This window comes from Achromobacter pestifer, assembly GCF_013267355.1.
Taxonomy (GTDB): domain Bacteria; phylum Pseudomonadota; class Gammaproteobacteria; order Burkholderiales; family Burkholderiaceae_B; genus Achromobacter; species Achromobacter pestifer_A.
This window is the reverse complement of record NZ_CP053985.1, coordinates 1,444,389-1,465,873: the sequence shown is the minus strand read 5'-3', so window position 1 is coordinate 1,465,873 and position 21,485 is coordinate 1,444,389. Positions and strand designations below refer to the sequence as shown.

Genomic DNA, 21,485 nt, shown 5'->3' with positions numbered 1-21,485 from the left:
GCCCATGTTCTTTGTCCCAAAACTAGTTTGAACAAACTTGGCCTCCCGGTTGTGATTGATGTGTTCATCCGCGGCAATCGAAGCCCTGCGGCGCATCGCCGACCAGCATCTTCAGCTCCCGCCCCTCGAAGCGTCGGGACAGGCCAGGAAACAGGACCACCCGGTTCTGCTCCTGCCTACGGTCCGGCGAAGCAATATCCGCAAGAACCAGCGACACATTGCCGGTGTTCTCCAGCCTCACTCCCTCGCCTTCGCAGCGATAGGACCAGGCCGACCGTTGCTGACCCGGAGGAGGCATGTGCTGGACCAGCACGCCATAGCCTATGGAGACGGACATGGGCGCGCTGATCTTGTCCTGGGGCGCTTCTTCCACCTGCATCGCCCTTACTGGCACGACGTACAGGCGATACATCTCTTCCGCTGCCGGCACGGATAGCGACTTCAGGCTGATGGTGCGGCTTTGGCCGGGTCCCAGCGTCAACTTGTCAGGACTGGCGAGCAGGCCTGGATGCTCGAGTTGGCTTAACGGCACATGCTCCTCGGGGGCGAGGCCGGGATTCATCACCTTCTGCAGCGTGGCCGACAGGTAGAGCGGTCCGTCGCCCATGTTCCTGACGGAGACGCCGTAGTCGTGACCATTGAAGACCTTGATTCGGGCCGGCATCACCAGCAGTTCACCTTCGGCTTGCGCCGGTTGTGCGGCCAGCAGCATCGAAGCGAACAGCGTGAGCAGAGTCTTGCGTAGCATCGGGGTTCCTCTTCGGATATCCGGTTATTGGCAGCGGTAGTAGCTGCCGTTGATGGCGTTGCCGAGGTCGCAGGTGTAACTGCGGCTCGGCTGCCGCAGCGTGATGTTGCGAAGCACGGTCTTGCTGGCGATGGAGAACAGTCCGTTGGGATAGGCGGTGTCGCCGGTTTCCTGGATGGTTCCTCCCAGGGGCTTGCCGGAGGGATCCGTCAGGATGCCGCTGTAGACCATGTTGATCGCCACCTTGGCTTGCGCCGCATACACCTGGCCGGGATGGGCGCGGACGACGTTGGCAGGGACTTCGATGCTCATGTCCATGTGCTCGCTGTTGCTCAGGACGCGGGCGAACGGAACGTCGCGGTACTGGCCTAGCGGTACGGCGTAGGTGCTGCCGCCGCCGACCGGATGGCCCTCTACGCTGAAGCCGTAGGAAGCGCCGGCGACTTCGGGTGTTTTCAGCAGCATGGCGCTGCCGCTGCTGCTGTAACGTCCCAGCGCAATGCCCTGGCCGCTGGCCGCCAGCATGCCGCGGTAGTTGAAATCCGCGTTGCTGCCGTAGTTGCTGTGGCCCAGGCTGAGGGATGTTTCACCACGCGTGCCCGAGCGGCTGCCATAGAGGTTGACGCTGTCGTTTCCGCTGCTCCGGTTGACGGTCACGCCGGCCGTCGAGACACCGTAGCTGTCCTGGAACTCCTTGCGGTAGTCGCCGCTGAGCTGGGTTTCGCCGCCCTGGCGGGCCGCGCGGAAGCTGGCTTGGGTCTTGTCCAGGGTCCAGCTCATGTTGAAGTACACGGCGTAGCCGCCGTCGCCACGGCCGTAGCCGCCTTTTTGCACGCCCAAGGAGAAGGTCGACCACAGGCCGTTGGGGCGGTAGTTCCAGCGTGCTTCGGCTTGCTGTACTTCGCCGCGGCTGTGCTTGTTGTAGTTGTAGCCCAGCATGACCTCGCCCACGCTTCTGCTGTATGAAAAACTGGTGCTGGGCGCGCCCCAATAGAAGCGCGATACGCTTGTGTTCTGGTAGCGGCTGGCCGACAGGCTGCCCAGCACGGGGTCGCTCATCGACAGGTTGAAATAGCCGCCCGTGCCGCGCTCGCCGCCCAACAGGCCCAGCGTGGGCGTGAGGTCTGCCGTGCCGATGCGGGAGGGACGCGTGACGTTGAGTTCGCCCGCCCAGCGGGACTGATCGCCGCTGATGACCGAGGCGTTCAGGTAGAACTGGCTCAGGTTGCGGCTCACGGCGGCCTGGAATAGTTGCCCGTCCGCGCCCATTTCCTTGCCCGCGGTCATGTGCCAGGAATTGCCGCCGCCGCCGTTGAAATTCAGATTGTTGATGTCGCGAGTTTCGCGGTTGATCAGATTGCCGTTGCGGTCCACCAGCCGGATCTCCACCGGGTAGTAGCCGCCAGGCAGGTCGATGAAGCTGATCTCGTTGCGGCCAAGCATGGCGGGGCGCTTCAGGATGAGACGCCCGTTGCGGTAGAACTCGTAGTTGCCTTCCGCGGTGGAATACAGCACCAGCGAACCCGTATCGCGGTCGGCCCGCAAATGGTTCTGGCTGCCGATGGTGATGAACTGATCGAAGCTGGGCGAGAGCATCGTGCTGACCGAGCCCGAGGCGTAATCGAGGCTGTTCTGCTTACCCGCCCGCACATAGGTGCCGTGAAAGTTTTTCTGCAGGAAGTAGGACGAGATACCCTGATCGCCGTTGCTGCGGCCGCGCATGCGGTTACGGCTGCCATACCAGCTCATGTAGCCGAAGCTGCGCAGCGGCAGGCCCAGCCATGTCGTGCCGCTGAGGTTCATGGCGCGATAGCTGTCGGAAGAGCCGCGCAGGTCCAGCGACTGATTGTTGATCAGTCCCCAGGTGGTCGCCGGAGACAGGTAGTCGTCGCGCGAGCTTCTGATCTGCAATGTGCGGCGGATCTTGTCGATGGTGACGTAGTGCTCCGCCACGCGCAGGTCGCAGCCGTTGACGCATTGCTTGTAGTCGATCGTGGAAATCACCTGGCGGATGGTTTCTATTTCTTCCACCGTCACACCGTTTTCCGCATACTTGACGGGGTCGAACGCGAGCCGGTTCTGCTCCAGCGAATAGGCGATCAATCCAGGCAGCGTCCTGCCGTTGAAGCTGGAGACGTAGCTTGCGCTATTGTCCATTTCAACCGCGCTGAAGCCTTCGGGGATGCCGTAGGAAATCTTCACTTGCGCAAAGACCTGGGTGGAGGACGCGGCAAGAACGCACGGCAGGATTTTTTTGAGGCAAAAGGAAACCCAATGAGCGCGCATGCCCTGCAGTCCAAAAGGGGAAGGAAGAGCCCCGGACGGGGCCCTGGAGAAAGGTGGTCGAGCGAGGCTTAAGGGATCGGCTCGAAAACCATGACCAGATTGCCGCTGTAGCTGCCGTTGACGGTCTGGGTGCCGCTTTGCTTGGGGCTATCCACCGAAATTTCCAGATTGTGAATTTCGTCGTAGCCGCCGTCGGTTTTCACGACCTGGGTAATCGCTTTCTACGCGTCGTATGCCAGGGTTTCGTCGCCTGCGGCGTGGGTCAAGATCACCTGCGCGTTGCTCATCTCGAGGTGCCCGTTGGACATTTTCAGAGGTTGGGAGAGCTTGACGTTGATTCCAGCGGCCTTCGAAAATATGCGGATCGGTAGCGTCTTGGAGAATTTCAGCTGCTTGTGGTCTTCCGGTTCGAGCTCCTCGGTGCCGTACCAGGTGGAGCCGTCGGGCTTGGACACGAAAATCGCGTCGTTGATCTGAGCGGTCAGGGTGATGCTCTTGGTGACGCTTTTGCTTATCTCCGCGGGGGTAGCCGCATGCGCCATGCCGGCAAACGCGCCAGCCAATCCCAGCGCGATCAGGATCTTGTTCAGTTTCATATGAAAACCTGGAGTTGATGTTGAATGAATGCCTTCTAGGGTTCGTGAAGGCGGGGTTGTGTAGCGGACGCCTTGTGTGCGTCCGACCCCATGCATCATCCGGGTTCAACGTGCTCTCAGGGCTGAGAAATTTCTTGTTCTGGCGCCGAAGAAAGCCAGATCACGCGCGGCTATCGCGCATGCCCTCCAACCTTGAAGTCGCGCCACCTGTCTCCGCCCATCGCCAGAAGCAGACTCAGGCTGTCCGCGCCGATGCGCGTCGACAGCAGATCCCCCTGGAACATCAGGTTCGGAAAGGAGCGCATCCAATGGAAATCGGTGGCGTCATCGATACCCATGACCAGCACGGGCAGCTTGAACGCCTGCGCCCGCTGCAGCAGGGAAAAGAACTTTCCATGCAGCATGGGATGTTCCGAGAACCGTTCGGGGATCTTCATATGCAGTCCCGCCACGCGCAGCACGCCGTGCGGAACCGGCCGGCCTTCCACGAGCGTCGGGCCGATCCTGACTCTCAGGCCGGTGCCGAAGTCGTGCCGGTTCTTGAAGAGTTCGGCATCCGGCAGCAGATCCCACGTCATGGGGATGTTCAGCGTGACCAGCGAGGCCGGATAGCTCGGACCCGTAGCGCCGTCATCGCTTTTTCCAGGCAGCAAATGCAAGCGATTCCGCTCCAGTGACAGGTTCAGTTCGGCGCACAGACTGTGCGCCGACCACGGGACGCTTGCGGCATCGCGCGCATAACTGAAGGACAGTGGAATGCCTTGATTTCCCTGCCCGAAGAGATGCAGCGCGTCGTGCAGTTCTTGCGTGGCGGGATGGCCGCCATCTTGCCTGGAGGCGTGGCCCGGGTACAGGTCGGGCAACGCGTATTCGCACACCCGGCCATCGGCGGAAAAGACGGGCTGATAGCCAACTTCCGCTGATGCCGGATCTGCGGGAAGAGGGAATACACCACCGCTGGTGAGAGGTTCCATTTTTTTGGCGCAAGCCTGCGCGTTGTCGGCCAGGATGGCGACTGCGCTAGCGCGCGAGGCATGCATTCTGTTTTCAAATTGTGATTCTAGAAACCACTGGATGCATGAACTATGGGAATTTTCTCAATTGCCTGCCATCGAGCCGCATTCAAACTTGCGGCGGTTCTCGCATTGAGATGGCGCAAGTTCAGCCGTTGTCTTCTGCCGCGATTTCGCGCATCTTGCCGCGCAGCTGCCCGATGAAAGCGGCGATCTGCCGAGGCACCGCGCCGTTCAGGCCTTGCTTGCGCTGCAAGGCCGACAGGTCGTCGGCCTGGCTCAGTAGAGGGATCATGTGCACGGCGGCCAGGCCCCCGCGTATCCGGTGCAGCAGGGCGCGGACATCCGCGGTGTCGCCGTTCCGCATCGAGGCTTCCAGCCGGACGATATCGCGGTCCATGGTTTCGAGAAAGACGGCTTTGTATTTGGCGGGAACCTCTGCCGCACCGATCCGCGGCGTTGCGGCCGAAATGCCTTGCGCACGGGGGGGCGCGGTAGCGTATGCCTGGAGTCTTTGCCTGAGCGCGCGCAAGCCTATCGGCTTGGCGAGCCAACCGTCCATGCCGGCCGCCGCGCACCGTTGCTCCTCCGCCCGGCTCGCGCTCGTGAGCAGGGCGATGATGGGCGCCGTGATGCCCTGGGCGCGCAGGGCCCTGGCGAGCGCGTAGCCGTTCATGCTGGGCAGATCGGTATCCGTCATGACCAGGTCGAAGGGCTGTATGTTCCACAATGCCAGTCCTTCGGCCCCGTCCGACGCGAGCGTGGCATGGCAACCCAGGCGCATGAGCTGATCGTGCAGCGTGGCCTGGTTGATGGGGTTGCCTTCGACGACGAGGATCCGGAGGTGCAGGAGATTGTGGGCATTCAGGCCCTGCAACTGCGGGGCCGGACCGCAGGGCGCCTGCGCCTGGTCCAGCATGAAGGAAACGGAGAAGCTGCTGCCCAGCCCTGGTTCGCTGATGACCCGGATGCGGGTTCCCATGAGCGCCGCGAGACGGGCGCACAGGAACAGGCCCAGACCCAGGCCCGCGCCGCGCGCAGCCTGCGAACTGGCTGCGGGGCGGTGGAAGGGCTCGAACAGCCTGGCCTGTTCGGCTGCGGCGATGCCGATGCCGCTGTCGGTCACCTGCAGGTGGAGACGCAGCCTGGCGTCCGGCATCGCTTGGGCGCGCAGCCTGGCGACGACCTGGCCGGATTCCGTGAACTTGATGGCGTTGCTCAGCAGATGGCCCAGGATCTGCCGGATGCGGCCGGCGTCGCCGCAGACGCAGTCCGGCACCGAGGCGTCGATGCCGCCATGGATGATCAACCCTTTTTGTTCAGCCATTGAGGCATGGGCGGCTACCGCGCCTTCCACCAGCTCGCGCGGGTCGAAGGCGATGGCTTCCAGGGCGAACTGCCCGGACTCGATCCTGGCGATGTCGAGCAGGTCGCCGGTGAGCTGCTGGAGAACGAGGGAGGCGCTGTGGATGCGGTCGACATGCTGGCGCTGTTCCTCGTTCAGCGCCGTCATTCCCAGCACTTCCAGGGTGCCCAGCACCCCATACAGCGGCATGCGAATCTCGCGGGCGATGTTGGACAGGATGCCGGCCCCGGACTCGTAGACCTTGTCCGCCTGCGCCTTGGCGAGGCCCAGAAGATGTTCCATTTCGGCGCGCGCGCTGATGTCGGCGAAGGCGCACAGCACCACATCCTGTCTGTGGTATCGCGTGGGAGCGTAGGCCACCGTCAGTGCGCGGCCATCATGGGCGTTGAACGCCTCGATGCTGCCGGGTTCCTCCGCCTCCAGCGCCTGCCGCAACAAGCGCCTGACGTCGGGTGTGTCCGGCAGCGGCTGGCCAGCGCCAGCTCCCAGCCATTGCAGCGCCAATGCGTTGCTGAAGACCAGCCGGCCGTTGGCGCGGGAGAGCGCGCACAGCGCGCAGGGAACCGTGGCGAGCATGGTCCGGCCAAGCGCTTCGCATTCAGCGAGCGCCCGCCTGGCCGCATGCGCCGGCTGGACGATGTAGCGGCGGCACCAGAACCAGAGCACGGCGCCGGCGTGGAGTCCGGCGATCAGTAGGAGCAAGACGCAGGCGAACAACCAGGCATTGGTGCGCAGTAGCGTTGGGAAGTCGAGTTGCAGCAGGTCAGCGTGCCGCAGCAGGACTTGTCGGTGTGCGCAGTAGAGCGCGGCGGCGCAGAGCAGGGCTAAGGGCAGGGCGCAGAGAAATGCGATGTTCAGGCGGCGCAGGCCGCGATTTTTTTTATTCAGCGGCATATCCAGTATCAGAAAGATGTCGGCAGGCTTGGCCCTAGTGGGGTGGGGACAATGGGGTGAAGTAAGAGTTGGGCTCGTAAGCCAGCAGCTCGCAGAAGGTCGCGACATTGACGGCCGCGGAAATCAGAAATCCCTGAGCGACATCGCATCCGATCCGCCTCAGAAATTGCAGGTCTTCCAGCGTTTCCACGCCCTCTGCCGTCACTTGCAGGCCCAGTTGCCGCCCCAATTGGATCGAGGCCACCAGGGCGGCCGCCAGTACCTCGTTGGCCGCGGCGCCGTTGACGAATGCGCGGTCGATCTTCACCTCGGTGAAGGGCGTGGAGATCAGGCTGTACATCGAGCTGTAACCTTTGCCGAAATCGTCTTGCGACAGGCCGAATCCCTTCAGGCGCAGGCGGCTTGCCCCCATGTGGAACTGGCCCGCGAGCGCCGGCATCGCGTCTTCAAGCAGTTCGAAAGTCACGTCCGAGGCGGGGATGTCGAGTTTGGTGACCATGGCATGGAGTTCGTCCGGAAGTTGCGGAAGGTCCAGCAAGCTGGCGGAAAGGTTGACCGAGATGGGGATGCGGTGTCCCTGGCCGCGCCAGATGGAATAGGCCTTCAGGCCGTCGTCCAACATGCGCAGGAGCAGCTCGTGGTCCAGGTTGTAGGCCCGCAACGACTTAAGGAACCAGGATGGCGGCATCAGGCCAAGTTCCTTGTGCTGCCAGCGGACCAGCGCCTCGGCGCCCACGATGTTGCCGGAGGCGAGCGATTTCTTCGGCTGGAACCAGGCCTGGATGCTGCCGTCGCGCAGGGCGGTTTCAACCATGCGCCTGTCCAGCAGCGGCCGGATGTCGTCGGCGCAAGAACCGGGCTGCGCGGTTGGCGGGGCAGGCGGCTTTCTCTGCAGGCTTACCGCCAGACTGCCGATCTGTTCCGTGGAAACGGGTTTGATGAAGGTTCCCAGCACCGCGAATCCGCGCTCTTTGGCCATGAGGCCGATGCTGTTGCTCATCCGGCGGGAACATCCCGTGATGATCGCCAGTATCGGGTTGAGATCGCGACAGGCGAGCTCATGGATGAATTGCGCGCCGTCCATGCCGGGCATGTCCACGTCCATCAGCACCAGTTGATGGCCTTCTTTCCGTATCCGCTCCAAGGCTTCGTGCGCGTCCAGCGTCGTATCGACATGCCTGAAACCCGCTTCCTCGAGCATGTCTTTCAGCAGCATGCACTGGTAGGCGTGGTCGTCCAGCACCAGGACTTTAATTTTGGACAGCATGTTCTTTCAGCCTTCTGCGTATGCGTTCAGGGTTGCGGTCAGGGCCAGGATGGGCAAGGGTTTCAGCAGCACCTGGTTCATTCCGGCTTCCAGCCCTTTGGTGATGGTTTCGGGCGCCGCGCTGGCGGTGACGCCCAGTATGGTTCCTCGGTAGCCGAGTTCGCGCAGCGCCCGTGTCAGGTCGTAGCCGTCCAGGATCGGCATATTGATGTCCGTGATGACGGCGTCGTACTTGCCGGGGTCCCATCGTTGCAACGCCTCGCGGCCGTTGAAGACGATGGTGGCCGAGCATCCCAGGTGTTCGAGCTGCTCCCGCAGGATGACCTGGTTGATCGCGTTGTCTTCGACGACCAGGATCCGTTGTCCCAGCGACAGGCGTTGCGCGCGGGGAGGGGGGAGCAAAGGCTGTTCGTGGCCGTGCTGGGCCATGGCTACCGCGATGCCGATGCTGAATGGATTGCCCTGGCTCGTGATGCCGAGGCGGCTGCCGCGCGATGCGATCGACGCTTGGTCCGCGCCTGGCGCGAGCACGCGTACCTTGCTTCTGGTCCAGCATGGTTCGGGCTGTCCGGGAGGCCAGGTCTGCAGCAGGACTGCGTTGCCGGCATCCTGCATGGGGGCCCGCGCTCGATACGGTATGGCGATAGCTCCCCACTTGTTCAGCCACGCGCATGTGTTCGCCACGACCTCCGGAATGGCGCCGCTGACGTAGACGGCGCTGCGCCGCAGCAGTATGGGAGATGCCGGCTCCATCTCGGTTACGTCCAGCGTGAGGGTGAAGGTGATGCTGGTGCCCAGGCCGACCTCGCTGACCACGGACAGGCTGCCGTCCATCAGGTCGATCAGGCGCCGGCTGATGGCCAGGCCCAGACCGGTGCCGCTCACGTCCTGGTCCAGGCCGGGATGCGCCCGGAAGTACGGTTCGAACAACTGGGCTTGCGATTCCGCGCGTATGCCCACGCCGGTATCCGTGACCTGGAATCGCATCGTGACCTTGTCCGCCTCGACGGCGCTCGCGGTTGCGCGCAGCACGACCCGGCCGCCCTCGGTGAACTTGACCGAGTTGCTCACCAGGTTGTTGAGAATCTGCTGCAACCGGGTCAGGTCTCCCTTTACCATCGCCGGCATGCCGGCGCCGGAAATGGAAAAGATCTGTAGCCCCTTGCCCTGGGCGCGGGCGGCGTAGTTGGCCACCACTCCTTCGACCATCTCCGCGGGGGAAAACGCCGAGAGGATCAGGTCTTCGTGGCCGGCCTCCATGCGGGACAGGTCCAGCGTGTCGTTGATGGTGCGCAGCAAGGTCGAGGACGATTGCTGCATGGTGTGCAGGTATTGCTGCTGCTGACTCGTCATGGGCGTGAGCGCGAGCAGTTCCAGCGTGCCGAGTATCCCGTACAACGGGGTGCGGATCTCGTGGCTGATCGTGGCGAAGAACAAGGTCTTGGCGTCGTTCGCCTGGTCGGCGGCTTGCTTGGCGTTGCGCAAGGTGCGCTCGACTTCCTTCTGGGCGGAAATGTCGCTGATCGCGCATATCACCACGTTCTCGGATTGGTAGCTGGTCGCGGCGTATGTCAGGCACACGGTGCGACCGTCGCCCAGCTGATACTCATGCCGGCCGGCCTGATTGCCTGCGGCGCGTGTGTCCTCGCGCCAGCTGTCGTGCGCGTCCAGCAGATGCCGGGCCGCCTCGTTCGATATGACCTGGGTGCCGTCGGCGGGGCGCACCAGGCTGAGTCCGATCGGCGCGACTTCGATGATCTTCCGGTTCAAGGCCAGGCTATCGATGAGGGCCGTCTGATACCGGATGGCGGGAGAGACCAGTTTTTCCCTGATGTGGCGCACGCCCAGCAGGACCACCGTGCTCAAGCAGGCGGCGACGGCGCCGACGGCCCAAAAGGCGGACGCGCCGTGGCGCAGCACATCCTGTGTCGGCACGTAGTAGACCAACCGCCAGCCAGCTTCGCCGACAGCCTTGCTCAGTGCGAGACTGTGGGGAAGCCAGCTTCTGCCCTGGTAGCCGAAGGAGTCGCGGCTCAGTCTTGCCGATATCGAGTCCGTCGCGGATGGCGATGGTCCGCCGCGCAAGGCCACCCGGTTGTCGCTGTCGTAAAGCGTATAGCTCGCCCCGTCGCTGGGGTGCTCCGCCCCGATGGCGGAGGCAATGTCGTCGACCTCTAGCCCCACCCAGGTCTGCTCGCGTCCCGTGGTGTCCAGAGGCGTATAGAGAAACAGATGATCGGTGGGGTCCATCAGGGGCCGTATCCAGACGACTGGCGGGCGGCCGTCGTCCGGATCCGGTGTGGCGTGGTGCGCAGCCAGGGTTTCGTAGAGCCACTTTTCAGTTTCCGTGGAGATAGCGTGGCCGCTGTGCCGCGTGTCGTCCAACGCCAGGCGCGTCACGCCGGGTTCGGTCAGGGTGGTGTAGACGATGCGCGCATTGGCCGTGGCCAGGTCTGCCCGGTTGCGGCGGGTGAGAATCAAGGCCCATTCGTAGGCATCCGCGTCGTCTGTCAGCGGGATCACGCTGATTTGTCCGGTCTGGCCGAATGTCCTGGGCGTGTGCTGGGCGGGTATGCGGTCGGTGTTGCGCACCGACGAGCCGGCCACGGAACGGAGCAGCGCCTCGCGCTGGTCGAAGAATATCTGCGCCCGGTCGGCGGCGGCGTTCATGCGGCGGCGGTAGCTGGAGACTTCGTCGCTGAACGACCAGTACATGGACAGCATCGTCCCGACCAATATGCAGGCCAGCAGCGCCATGGCGAGCAGGTGCAGCAGGATCATCGGCAACCTGGCGGTTGCCGGCATGTATCCGTCGGGGAGGCTGGGGGCGGCCATCATGCAAGCGATGGTATGGGCCGGGCCGATCCCCACGGATAAGAAAATTCTGGAAGCAGGGCCGCCAGATGCGCCGCTTTTCCGGCCCTGCTATGTCAATTTGTTTCTTGAGCGCCTTGAAAATCGAGGAAAAGAGCCCGGGCCGCATGGCCGTGGATGGTATCCGTTATTGAAAAATAAATACTTAGGATATTGCCCATTGTGATTGGTTTTTATTAAAGGATGGTATCCATACGCACTGTTTTCGTTTCTTGGTTGGTATCCATGTCACTGATTTAAATAATAAAGATGGTATCTATTCATTAATTTTAGATATTGAAAGAAAAGGGGTATAAATTGCCTCCTTTTTTCGAGAAAACTTGTTTCGGCCATTAGGGTTACCCGGTTACTTAATAATACTTTTATAGCAATCCGGTAATGCCTTGGATATCAGATTTATTAATCGACATATGGAGGATTTACGTTGATACACGACACGAAGAAATGGCTGACGGCGACGCTCGCGCTGAGCGCGTCCTACTGCGGTGGCGTCACGGCTGCGGACCTGACGGTTACGTCGGGCAATACGCAGGTGTTCGACGGCTCGGCCAATTTCCCAGGCGGGGTGGATGTCAACGGCGGCACGCTGGTGATCGGCGGCAACGGCGGCGGCTCGGGCGTTACGCTGGGCGGCAACGTCAATGCGAACTCGAACGGCACGGTCGCGGGCTTTGGCGCGATCAATGGCGATCTCAACGTGTCGGGCGCGCGCGTGGCGCCCGGGTATGAAGTCGGCACGCCGACCGGAGTCTCCAACGGCAATCTGGTCGTCAACGGCAATCTGTCGATGAACAACGCCGTATTCAATTTCGAGACCGGTTACGCGGGGCTGCCCATTACGCAACCGGGCACCGGCGACAACATCACCGTGCGCGGCAACGCCGCCATCAACAACACCACGCTGAACGTCACGGTCAACACCTTGGGCGTCAACGCCGGTTACTACCGGATCCTGTCGTACGGTGGCAACCTGAGCGGCAACGGCCTGACGCTGGGCTCGGTCTCGGGCGATTCCACGCCCGCCGCGACCATCCAGAATCTGACCGGCGACAAGCAGATCAATCTCATCCTGGGTCCGAGCACCACCAACCTGTGGAACGGCAACGGCGCGGCATCCGCGACCCGCTCGGGCGGCGGCAACGGCACCTGGAGCGCGGCCAGCACGAACTGGAACAGTCCGAGCAATGCCGCGGGCGCTCTGCCCGATGGCGGCTACGCCATTTTCACGGGCGCGGCGGGCACGGTGAACGTGGACGGCAGCGCCGGTCCGGTGCGCGTGTCCGGCATCCAGTTCGCCACCGACCGTTATCGCCTGCAAGGCGCTCCCATCACCCTGGTTGGCAGCGGCGGCAACCCGCCCGCGATCGTGGTCGGTGACGGCACCTATGCTTCGGGCCAATTCGTCGACACTATCGACAACCCGCTGCAAGGCACGCAGGGTTTCGTCAAGACCGGCCCGGGATCGGTGATCCTGACCGCCGACAGCAGCGGCCTTACGGGTCCCATCCTGATCGCCGACGGCGCCCTGGAGATCGACGGCAAGCTGAATGGCCCGATGGACATCGGCCGTGAAGTCGTGCTGGCGGGCGTGGGCCAGGTGGGCACCACCAACCTCTATCCCACCGCGGTCATCTCTCCCGGCAACGACGGCACGCCCATGGGCACGCTCACCGTCAACGGCAACCTGACCTTTGGCCAGAACACCATCTACCGCGTGCACGCCGATCCGGGCAGCAGTCTCAGCGACCGCATCCATGTCACTGGCGTCGCCTACCTCGATGGCACCGTGGCGCACGTGGGCCCCGACGGCAACTATGCGCCGCGCACGACCTACAACATCCTGACCGCGGACGGCGGCATCCAGGGCCAGTTCACCGGCGCTTCGAGCGGATATGCGTTCCTGACGCCCACGCTCAGCTATGACCCGAAGAATGCGTACATGACCCTGACGCGCAACGACGTGCCGATCGGCAGTATCGGCGGCTCGGGTAACGAGAGCAACGTGGGCGGCGCGCTGGACAAGGAGGAGCCGCCGGCGACGGGCAACGGTTCGTCTTCGACTGGTAACGGCTCCACGTCGACGGGCAACGGTTCGTCCTCGACCGGTAACGGCTCCACGTCGACGGGCAACGGTTCGTCCTCGACCGGCAACGGCTCCACGTCGACGGGCAACGGTTCGTCCTCGACCGGCAACGGCTCCACGTCGACGGGTAACGGTTCGTCCTCGGCCGGCAACGGCTCCACGTCGACGGACAACGGTTCATCCTCGACCGGCAACGGCTCGTCCACTGCCGGCAATGATTCGCCGTCGACCGGCAGCGGATCTTCCCTGGTCGATAGCGGCATCGCCGCGGGCAAGACCACCGGCGCCAGCCAGGTTGCGACCGCCGTGCTCGCCATGACCCCGAACGAAGCACGCTCGGCCCTGAGGATGCTGTCGGGCGAAGCGTACGCAAGCACCGCCAGCGTGCTGTTGAGCCAGGGCGATACCGTGCGCACGCTGCCGCTGTCCCATCTGCGCGGCAACCTCGACGCGCCGGTGCTGGCCGGACGGCCCACGGCCCAGCTGGGCTCGCCGTCGGCCGCCGCCATGCCGCAAAGCGGCGCGTCGCCGGTCTGGGCGCAAGCGTTCGGCAACTGGAGCAAGTTCGACGGCGATGGCAACGCGTCCAGCGTGAGCCAATCGTCGGGCGGCCTCTTCGTTGGCGGCGATGGCGCGGTGGGCGGCGGCTGGCGCCTGGGCGGCGCGGTCGGCTACATCGGCAGCCACAACTCGATCGACGATGTGTCCTCGCGCACCAATGTCGACAGCTACACCGCGACCCTGTTCGGCGGCCGGAATTTCCAGGCCGGTCCCGGCCACGTCCGCTTCATGGCCGGCGCGGCCTACACCTGGCATGACATCGACGCAAAACGCGACGTGGCGGCCGGCAGCCTGAACCAGCGGCTCGAGTCCTCCTATCACGCCTCGTCGACGCAGGTGTTCACCGAACTCGGCTACAACCTGCCGCTGGGCGATGCCTACACCATCGAACCCTTTGCGGGCCTGGCGTGGAACCAGCTGCGCACGCGTGGCTTCGAGGAATCGGGCGGCACGGCGGCCCTGCACGGGTCCAGCAATTCCGATGACGTGACCAGCACCACGCTGGGTCTGCGCGGCGCCTGGGAGTTCGGTGCCGACCGCGCGCCTGGCCGCCTGACCGCGTCGCTGGGCTGGCGTCATGCCATGGGTGATGTGAAGCCCAAGCAGCAGCTGGCTTTCGAAGGCGGCAGCACGTTCTCGGTGACCGGCGTGCCGATCGCACGTGACGCTGCCGTGCTGGGCCTGGGCGCCGAGATGGCCATCACGCGCAACACGACGGCTGGCATCGCCTATGACGCGCAGTTCGGCGGCGGCAACCGGCAGCAGTCGGGCGTGCTCAAGCTGGCCGTGCGCTTCTGATCCCGCGCCGGCAGGCGCTGCAAGCGTCGCGGTAGTGACGCTTGCGGCGCCTGCGCCGGATGGGATCCGAGGATCAATGAAAAAAGGGGCGAATCGAAAGATTCGCCCCTTTTTCAAGGGTTTGCTTGAGAATGCGCGCCAAGCGGGGCCAGAACGGACGAGACGCCGTTGGCCTTAGTGTTTATCGTCCCCCTGCCATCGCAGGTAGGCCGAGCGGGTAACAGCAGACACTGAATCCAGGACTTTCCGGTGATTGACCTGATGCCGCAGCATCAGCCGCGCATCGGCCACGGCGCGGGATTTGCAGAACCAATGGCAACTGTGCTGCAGCAGATACAACTCTGCCGAGAGGTGGTACGCGCGTTCTCTTGCGTCCCAGTGGCCTTCGTTGTCCACGACATGGCGCAAGCCGAGTGCATGGATGTGCAGCAGCTCACGAAAATCCCGTGTCTTCGCAGGAAGAAAGCGCTCGATGTATGGCACGCAGAACGAGAGCGTGGACACGCGGGTGGCCTGTGGACTTTCCTTTTGCATGGCGTCGGCCAGCGACTGCACTTGTGCTGCCACGGCGCGTTCGGTCTGAGCGAAGGTTTCCAGCACCTGTAGCTGGCGTGTTTCGGCGTCTTCGCGGATGGCGCGTGCGTAGCCTTGCGTCAGTGTTTCCATGTGGCGCTCAAGCTGCAAACCGCCCAGATGACGCCCCAGCAGCGCAATGCGGGCGCGCTGGTAGCGCACGCGCAGCACCTGCCATGCCGCGACAAGCACCAGCAGGATCAATGCGGTATCCATTGCCCATGTTCCTTCATTTTCCAAGCGGCGCAAACCGCAATGAAAAAAGGGCCCGTAGGCCCTTTCTCAAGGATTTTCAGAATTCCGTGAAGGAAGCTGGAAATCAAAATTTGGAGCGGGAGACGAGTCTCGAACTCGCGACCTCAACCTTGGCAAGGTTGCGCTCTACCAACTGAGCTACTCCCGCATTTCCCTTGCCTTGCGCCATCCGAGATCATTGCGATCCGGGGCGGTTCCAGCAAGCGAGGCGGAAGTATACCTAATTTTTCAAAAGGTGCTTGCGGGTAGCCCGAGGGGCTCACCGTCCTGCCTCGATTCCTGGCCGGCGGCGGTCTTGATGCGTCCAGTGATCGCCATCCGTTGAAGATGCGGCGGCGCGGCAGGCGCCGGATGGTTCGATGCGCCCTCTGAACAGGTCGAAAATAACTTCAAAAAATATCAACCAAATCCATATTGCTTCACTAAGACGCGAGATTCAGAATTCTGTTCATGGACGCAGCCTGTCGTCCGAGGGCGGAAAAATGGATACGAAGAACTCCACGAATCAGCGACAACTCACGGTCCGCATCTCGCGGGGAACCGAAGACGGAAGCTATTCCACGTACTCGGTCCCCTGGCGGGAAAACCAGACGGTCCTGGATGTGGTGACCGAAGTCCAACGCACGCAGGAGCCGAACCTCTCGTACCGCTACGCCTGTCGCGTCGGCGTGTGCGGGTCCTGTGCCATGACGGTCAATGGCAAGCCCCGCTGGACCTGCCGCACGCACGTGAGCCGCGTCGAGGAAGGCGGCGTGATCGTGATCGAACCCTTGCGCAACATGCCGCGGATCAAGGATCTCGTCGTCGACATGAGCGAGTTCTTCCAGAAGTGGGCGCGCGCCGGCAACACCTTCGTCGGCACGGCCACGCGCAACGATCCGCCGGCGCTGGTATCGCCGCAGAGCAAGAAGCGCAAGCAGGCGGACGCGGCCATCGAATGCATCAATTGCGGCGTGTGCTACGCGGCCTGTGACGTGGTGTCCTGGGACAAGGATTATCTTGGCCCGGCCGCCCTGAACCGGGCGTGGACGCTGTTCAACGACGAACGGCACGCCGACCCCAAGGACGTGCTGCGCAAGGCCACCTCTGGCAGCGGCTGCAATTCCTGCCACACACAGGGCAGCTGCATGAAGCACTGTCCGGTAAGCCTCAGCCCCACCGGCAGCATTGCGGGATTGAAGCGCAGCGCCATCTTCAGCCTGCTCAAGGGGGGCTGACATGGAAGCCCGTCTGTTTGCGCTCCAGCGCCTGACGGCGATGGCGATGGCGCCCTTTGTCCTGGTGCACGTGGGCCTGGTGATCTATGCCGTGCGCGGCGGCCTGACCGCGGGCGAGATCCTCGCGCGCACTCAGGGCAACTGGTTCTGGATTGTCTTCTACGGCTTGTTCGTGCTGAGCGTGGCGGTCCACGTGCCGATCGGGCTGCGCAACATCCTGATCGAGTGGCTGCGGCTAGGCCGCGGCGCGGCGTCCGTGGTCGGACTGGCGTTCGGCGCGGGCTTGCTCATTCTGGGCGTGCGCGCCGTCGCGGCGGTGGGAGGGCTGATGTCATGAAATCCGCGCGCAACCATCAGGCGTACTGGGCCTTCCTGGGACACCGCCTCTCCGGCCTGGCGCTGGCCCTGTTCCTGCCCGTCCATTTCTATGTGCTGGCGATGGCGCTGGACGAAGCGCGGCTGGACGGATTCCTGAAGCTTGCCGACATGCCGGCGATGAAGATAGGCGAATGGGGGCTGGTGCTGCTGCTGACCCTGCACATGTTCTTCGGGCTGCGTCTGCTGGCGCTGGAGCTGCTGCCGTGGAATTCGCCGCGCGACGCGCGCGTCGCCTGGATCGGGTGGGGCTTTGCGGTCTCCATGGCGACGGGCCTGGTTTTCATCGCGGGAGTGATCTGAGATGCGGATCGAGAATAGCAAGACGGACATACTGGTGCTGGGCACCGGCGGCGCGGGCCTGTTCGCGGCGCTGCACGCCAAGAAGGCGAATCCGGCGCTGCGAGTGACGGTGACGGTGAAGGGCCTGCTGGGCAAGTGCGGCTGTACGCGCATGGTCCAGGGCGGCTACAACGTCGCCCTGGCCGCGGGCGACTCGGTGGAACGCCACTTCATGGACACGATCGAGGGCGGCAAATGGCTGCCGCGGCAGGATCTGGCGTGGCGGTTGGTCGAGGGCGCGGTCGAGCGCGTGCGCGAGCTGGAAAACGAGATCGGCTGCTTCTTCGACCGCAATCCGGACGGCACGCTGCATTCCAAGGCCTTTGCCGGCCAGAGTTTCGACCGCACCGTGCACAAGGCCGATCTGACCGGCATCGAGATCATCAATCGCCTCATGGAGCAGGTGCGGGCGCTGGACGTGGACGAACTGGAAGAGCATCGCGCCATCGAGCTGATTCCCGCCGCCGACGGCTCCGGCATTTCGGGCGTGCTGTTCATCGACATGCGGACAGGCCTGTACCGCTACATCCAGGCCAAGGCCGTGCTGCTGGCAACGGGGGCGGGCCCGACCATGTACCGCTACCACACGCCTTCCGGCGACAAGACCTGCGACGGCCTGGCCATGGCGCTGCGTTACGGCCTGACGCTGCGGGACATGGAGATGGTGCAGTTCCATCCCACCGGCCTGCTGGGCGGGCCGGACACGCGCATGACCGGAACAGTGCTGGAAGAGGGGCTGCGCGGCGCGGGCGGCTATCTGCTCAATGGCGACGGCGAGCGCTTCATGGCCAACTACGACAAGCGCGGCGAACGCGCCACGCGCGACGTGGTCAGCCGCGGCATCTACGCCGAAATGCGGGCAGGACGCACGGGGCCGATGGGCGGGGTCTATATCCAGATGAGCCATCTGGGCCCGGACAAGGTGGCCAAGACCTTTCCCGGCATGGTCAACCGGTGCAAGGATTGCGGCTTCGACCTGGCGGGTGGCAAGGTGGAGGTGGTGCCGACGGCCCACTACCTGATGGGTGGCGTCGAATTCAACGTGGACGGTTCGACCGCATCGCCGGGGCTGTACGCGGCCGGCGAGGATTGCGGCGGCGTGCACGGCGCCAATCGCCTGGGCGGCAACGGCGTGGCCAATTCCACGGTGTTTGGCGGCATCGCGGGCGATGCGATGGCTGCCTATGTCGCCAAGTCCGGCCACTGGCGCGATCCGGATCAGCGCGTCATTGCGCGCGGCATCGAGCGCGCCGAGTTCCCGTTTTCCCGGCCCGCCGGGCGCATCCACGAGCTGCGCGACGCGCTCTCGCAAACCATGTGGGACGACGTCGGCGTGCTGCGCCAGCGCGAGGCGATGGCGCGCGGCCTGGAGGCCATCGCCGGCCATCGCGCCGCCTTGCGCGACATCGGCGTGACGGACGGCGACCGCCGCTACAACCTGACCTGGCATGACTGGCTCAACCTGGAAAGCCTGGTCGACATTTCCAAGGTCATCACGGTTTCCGCGCTGGCGCGCGAGAACAGCCGCGGCGCGCACTACCGCGAAGATTTCCCCGACGCCGGCGACCTGCACACCAGCTGCTACACGCGCGTGAGCGCCCAGGACGGCGAGGTGGCGCTGGAGATGGTTCCGGTTTCCTTCGACATCGTAAAACCCGGCGAATCGCTCATCGAGGGCGAGGCGGGCATCCCCCAGAGTTGAGGCACTCCAACCATGAGCATCCCTGTCCAGAAAGTTGAAGAGGCGGCGCTGGAGATCATGCGCCGCGCGGCCATCGAGATTCCGGCCGACTACAAGCGCGGCATCCAGGAACTGCAGAAGAAGGAAACCGGCAAGCTGCCGCGCTTCGTCATCCACGCCATGGTGGACAACTGGGAGGCCGCCGACCAGGATCGGCGTCCCATGTGCGCCGACACCGGCCTGCCGCGCTACTACGTCAAGGTGGGCAACAACGCTTCGGTCGACAATGGTTTCGTCGCCGTGGAGCGCGCGCTGCGCCACGCCACCGCCGAGGCCACGGTCAGCGTACCGCTGCGGCCCAACCGCGTGCATCCGCTGTGGCGCACCGACCACAACAACAACGTCGGCATCAACGCACCGGAGGTCGAATGGTCCTTCGAGCCGGACAGTGATTGGATAGACATCACCACCGTGCACAAAGGCGGGCTGTTCGGCACCGACTACCGCATGTTGTTTCCCGGCGATGGCATAGACGGCATCAAGCGCTTCGTGCTGGACACGCTGATCGCCTTCGGCAAGCGCGGACTGGCCTGTCAGCCGGCCATCGTCGGCATCGGGCTGGGCGGCTCCAAGGACACCTGCATGCAGCTGGGCAAGCAGGCCGCCTGCCTGCGGACGGTGGGGGACCGCAACCCGGACCCCAAGGTGGCGGAACTCGAATTGGAGCTGATGCAACTGGGCAATTCCATCGGCATGGGCGCGATGGGTTTCGTCGGCTCCGGCATGGTGGTGGACTGCCATATCGAGTGCGGCTACACCCACACGGGTGGCATGCCCATCAGCCTGCATACCTTCTGCCTGTCTTCGCGCCGTGCCACCGCGCGGATCCATGCCAACGGGAAGATCGAGTACCGCACCGATCCCCAATGGTTCACGCCCTACATGCGCCGGGAGACGGTCGAATGGTAAGCAACGACGACGACATCAAGGTCTTTCATCTGGACCTGCCCGCCAGGCGGGAAGACATCGCCAGGCTCGAACTCGGCTCGGCCGTGTATCTGAACGGCATGGTCTATACGGCCCGCGAAGGCGTCTACAAGAAAGTGCTGGACCAGGGCCTGCCGCTGCCCGTGGACCTGCGCGCCGTCAGCAACGTCAACTTCCATTGCTCGCCGGCTGCCGCGCCGGACGGCCGCGGCGGCTACAACGTGGGCGCAGTCACCGCCACCGCCTCGTTCCGCTTTTCCAAGTGGATACCGCGCTGGCTGGAGGAAACCGGCTGCCGCATCCTGATCGGCAAGGGCGGCATGCCCGCCGATGACTACAAGAAAGTGCTGGCGCCAGGCGGCGCGATCTATCTGACGACCGTGGGCTACGGCACCGGCGCCTTGCTGGGCCGGGGCATCAAGCGCGTGCGCGAAGTGCATTGGCTGGACGAACTGGGCATCGCGCAGGCCATGTGGCTGTTCGAGGTCGAGAACTTCGGGCCCTTCATTGTCGAGAGCGACCTCGAAGGCAATTCGCTCTTCGCGCAGCACGCCGAGACCATCAACGCGGGCATCGAGAAACTCTACGCAGGGCTGAAGCCGCCCGCCTTGCACCGCTATGGCGAGACGGACGACCGCAAGGACGAAGTGATGTAGGCGCGGCGCCGCGGCTCCCAGCAACCATGTATTGACGGGGATATTCAGATGATCATCGACTTTAGGCTGCGGCCGCCGGTAGGCGGTTTCCTGGACACGCTGATGTACTCGGCGGGAGCGCGCCGCGACGGTTTCACGCGGACGGTGGGTTTCGAGCCGTCGGCGGCGGCGCAGCAGCAATCGATGGCGCTGCTGCTGAAAGAAATGGACGCCGCGCGCATAGACCGAGGCGTGGTCGTGGGCCGCCTGGCCGGCGTGCTGGGCAGCGTGTCCAACGAGGACGTGCGCGGCATCGTCGCCGAGCACCCGGACCGATTCATCGGCGCCGCCTCCATCGACCCCACCGACAGGCGGCGCGCATGCCAGACCATCAGCCAGGCGGTGCAGGACGGTTTCAAGCTGATCAACATCGAGCCGGGTTCCTACCCGGTGCCCATGTACGCCGACGACAGGCGCCTCTATCCGATCTACGGCCACTGCGAGGACCTGGGCGTGCCGGTGATCATGATGGTCGGAGGCACGGCGGGGCCGGACCTGAGCTATTCGGACCCGATACGGACCGACCGGGTGCTGGCGGATTTTCCCGGCCTGAATGTGGTGGTCGCTCATGGCGGGTGGCCTTGGGTCAATGAGATCCTGCATCTGGCCTTCCGGCGTCAGAATCTGTGGCTGTCGCCCGACATGTATTTTTCCCGCATGCCAGGCTGGGAGGAGTACGTGAAGGCGGCCGACGGCTTTCTCTCGGACAGGATGCTATACGCCAGCTCATTCCCGTTCTGCCCGGTGCAAGGGTACAAAGAGTGGTTCGAGACCTTGCCGATCCGGGAAGATAATCTCGGCAAAGTCATGGGAGGCAATGCGCGGCGGCTGCTCGGCGTCTAGCGCGGCATACTCCTCCTTTCCGTAATGCTGC

Annotated in this window: 18 protein-coding genes and 1 tRNA gene; 9 read left to right on the top strand and 10 right to left on the bottom strand. The window is 63.9% G+C overall.

Translation table 11 applies throughout. The features are described 5' to 3' along the window. Nucleotides 1-64 precede the first annotated feature (64 nt). From FOC84_RS07205 to FOC84_RS07175, 8 genes are all read right to left on the bottom strand, one after another. Complete coding sequence (locus FOC84_RS07205; RefSeq protein WP_173143820.1) at nt 65-748, bottom strand: pilus assembly protein; 684 nt, start codon at nt 746-748, stop codon at nt 65-67. 24 nt (nt 749-772) lie between these two features. Next, the gene (locus tag FOC84_RS07200) at nt 773-3,034 is read right to left on the bottom strand and encodes a TcfC E-set like domain-containing protein (RefSeq protein WP_438800864.1); all 2,262 of its coding nucleotides are present in this window, start codon (nt 3,032-3,034) and stop codon (nt 773-775) included. Between the two features lie 68 nt (nt 3,035-3,102). Then, a complete protein-coding gene (locus tag FOC84_RS33475) occupies nt 3,103-3,237 on the bottom strand; it encodes a hypothetical protein (protein ID WP_302053192.1) in 135 nt (44 codons plus the stop codon). A gap of 18 nt (nt 3,238-3,255) precedes the next feature. After that, complete coding sequence (locus FOC84_RS07195) at nt 3,256-3,630, bottom strand: fimbrial assembly protein (RefSeq protein WP_254241932.1); 375 nt, start codon at nt 3,628-3,630, stop codon at nt 3,256-3,258. Between the two features lie 170 nt (nt 3,631-3,800). Beyond that, on the bottom strand, nt 3,801-4,670 hold the full coding sequence (locus tag FOC84_RS07190; RefSeq protein ID WP_173143819.1) for a hypothetical protein: 870 nt from the start codon (nt 4,668-4,670) through the stop codon (nt 3,801-3,803). Between the two features lie 121 nt (nt 4,671-4,791). Then, on the bottom strand, nt 4,792-6,903 hold the full coding sequence (locus FOC84_RS07185; protein WP_173143818.1) for an ATP-binding protein: 2,112 nt from the start codon (nt 6,901-6,903) through the stop codon (nt 4,792-4,794). Between the two features lie 34 nt (nt 6,904-6,937). After that, complete coding sequence (locus FOC84_RS07180) at nt 6,938-8,170, bottom strand: EAL domain-containing response regulator (RefSeq protein WP_173143817.1); 1,233 nt, start codon at nt 8,168-8,170, stop codon at nt 6,938-6,940. Nucleotides 8,171-8,176: 6 nt separating this feature from the next. Beyond that, nucleotides 8,177-10,885 carry an ATP-binding protein gene (locus FOC84_RS07175; protein ID WP_254241931.1) on the bottom strand — a complete coding sequence of 903 codons (2,709 nt, stop codon included), beginning with the start codon at nt 10,883-10,885 and terminating at the stop codon, nt 8,177-8,179. Here FOC84_RS07175 and FOC84_RS33360 point away from each other — a divergent pair. Together FOC84_RS33360 and FOC84_RS07165 are read left to right on the top strand one after the other, a co-directional pair. Next, nucleotides 10,884-11,210, top strand: a complete 327-nt coding sequence (locus FOC84_RS33360) for a hypothetical protein (protein ID WP_254241930.1) — start codon at nt 10,884-10,886, stop codon at nt 11,208-11,210. The two genes, FOC84_RS07175 and FOC84_RS33360, sit on opposite strands and share 2 nt — an antisense overlap. Nucleotides 11,211-11,468: 258 nt before the next feature. Continuing rightward, nucleotides 11,469-14,486 (top strand): autotransporter family protein, encoded by a 3,018-nt coding sequence (locus FOC84_RS07165; RefSeq protein ID WP_173143814.1) that lies wholly within the window; start codon nt 11,469-11,471, stop codon nt 14,484-14,486. A 174-nt stretch (nt 14,487-14,660) separates the two neighbouring features. Here the strand turns inward: FOC84_RS07165 and FOC84_RS07160 are convergent, their stop codons facing one another. Together FOC84_RS07160 and FOC84_RS07155 are read right to left on the bottom strand one after the other, a co-directional pair. After that, on the bottom strand, nt 14,661-15,275 hold the full coding sequence (locus tag FOC84_RS07160) for a hypothetical protein (RefSeq protein ID WP_173143813.1): 615 nt from the start codon (nt 15,273-15,275) through the stop codon (nt 14,661-14,663). A 111-nt stretch (nt 15,276-15,386) separates the two neighbouring features. Next, nucleotides 15,387-15,462: transfer RNA gene (locus FOC84_RS07155), tRNA-Gly, on the bottom strand. A 334-nt stretch (nt 15,463-15,796) separates the two neighbouring features. Between FOC84_RS07155 and FOC84_RS07150 the strand changes: the two genes are divergently transcribed. The 7 genes from FOC84_RS07150 to FOC84_RS07120 are packed head-to-tail and all read left to right on the top strand — an operon-like array spanning nt 15,797 to nt 21,454. Further along, the gene (locus FOC84_RS07150; RefSeq protein ID WP_013391836.1) at nt 15,797-16,531 is read left to right on the top strand and encodes a succinate dehydrogenase/fumarate reductase iron-sulfur subunit; all 735 of its coding nucleotides are present in this window, start codon (nt 15,797-15,799) and stop codon (nt 16,529-16,531) included. Nucleotide 16,532: 1 nt separating this feature from the next. Then, nucleotides 16,533-16,868: a succinate dehydrogenase gene (locus FOC84_RS07145; protein ID WP_173143812.1), complete on the top strand. Its 336-nt coding sequence runs from the start codon at nt 16,533-16,535 to the stop codon at nt 16,866-16,868. Further along, complete coding sequence (locus FOC84_RS07140) at nt 16,865-17,209, top strand: succinate dehydrogenase (RefSeq protein WP_173143811.1); 345 nt, start codon at nt 16,865-16,867, stop codon at nt 17,207-17,209. Before FOC84_RS07145 ends, FOC84_RS07140 begins: the two co-directional genes overlap by 4 nt. A 1-nt stretch (nt 17,210) precedes the next feature. Continuing rightward, entirely contained in the window at nt 17,211-18,950 is a 1,740-nt protein-coding gene (locus tag FOC84_RS07135) for an L-aspartate oxidase (RefSeq protein WP_173143810.1), read from the top strand. Between the two features lie 12 nt (nt 18,951-18,962). Beyond that, a complete protein-coding gene (locus tag FOC84_RS07130; protein ID WP_173143809.1) occupies nt 18,963-19,898 on the top strand; it encodes a fumarate hydratase in 936 nt (311 codons plus the stop codon). After that, entirely contained in the window at nt 19,892-20,572 is a 681-nt protein-coding gene (locus FOC84_RS07125) for a fumarate hydratase C-terminal domain-containing protein (RefSeq protein ID WP_173143808.1), read from the top strand. The genes FOC84_RS07130 and FOC84_RS07125 overlap by 7 nt, the downstream gene beginning before the upstream one ends. Nucleotides 20,573-20,620: 48 nt before the next feature. After that, nucleotides 20,621-21,454, top strand: coding sequence for an amidohydrolase family protein (locus tag FOC84_RS07120; protein WP_173143807.1), 834 nt, complete (start codon nt 20,621-20,623; stop codon nt 21,452-21,454). Nucleotides 21,455-21,485 lie beyond the last annotated feature (31 nt).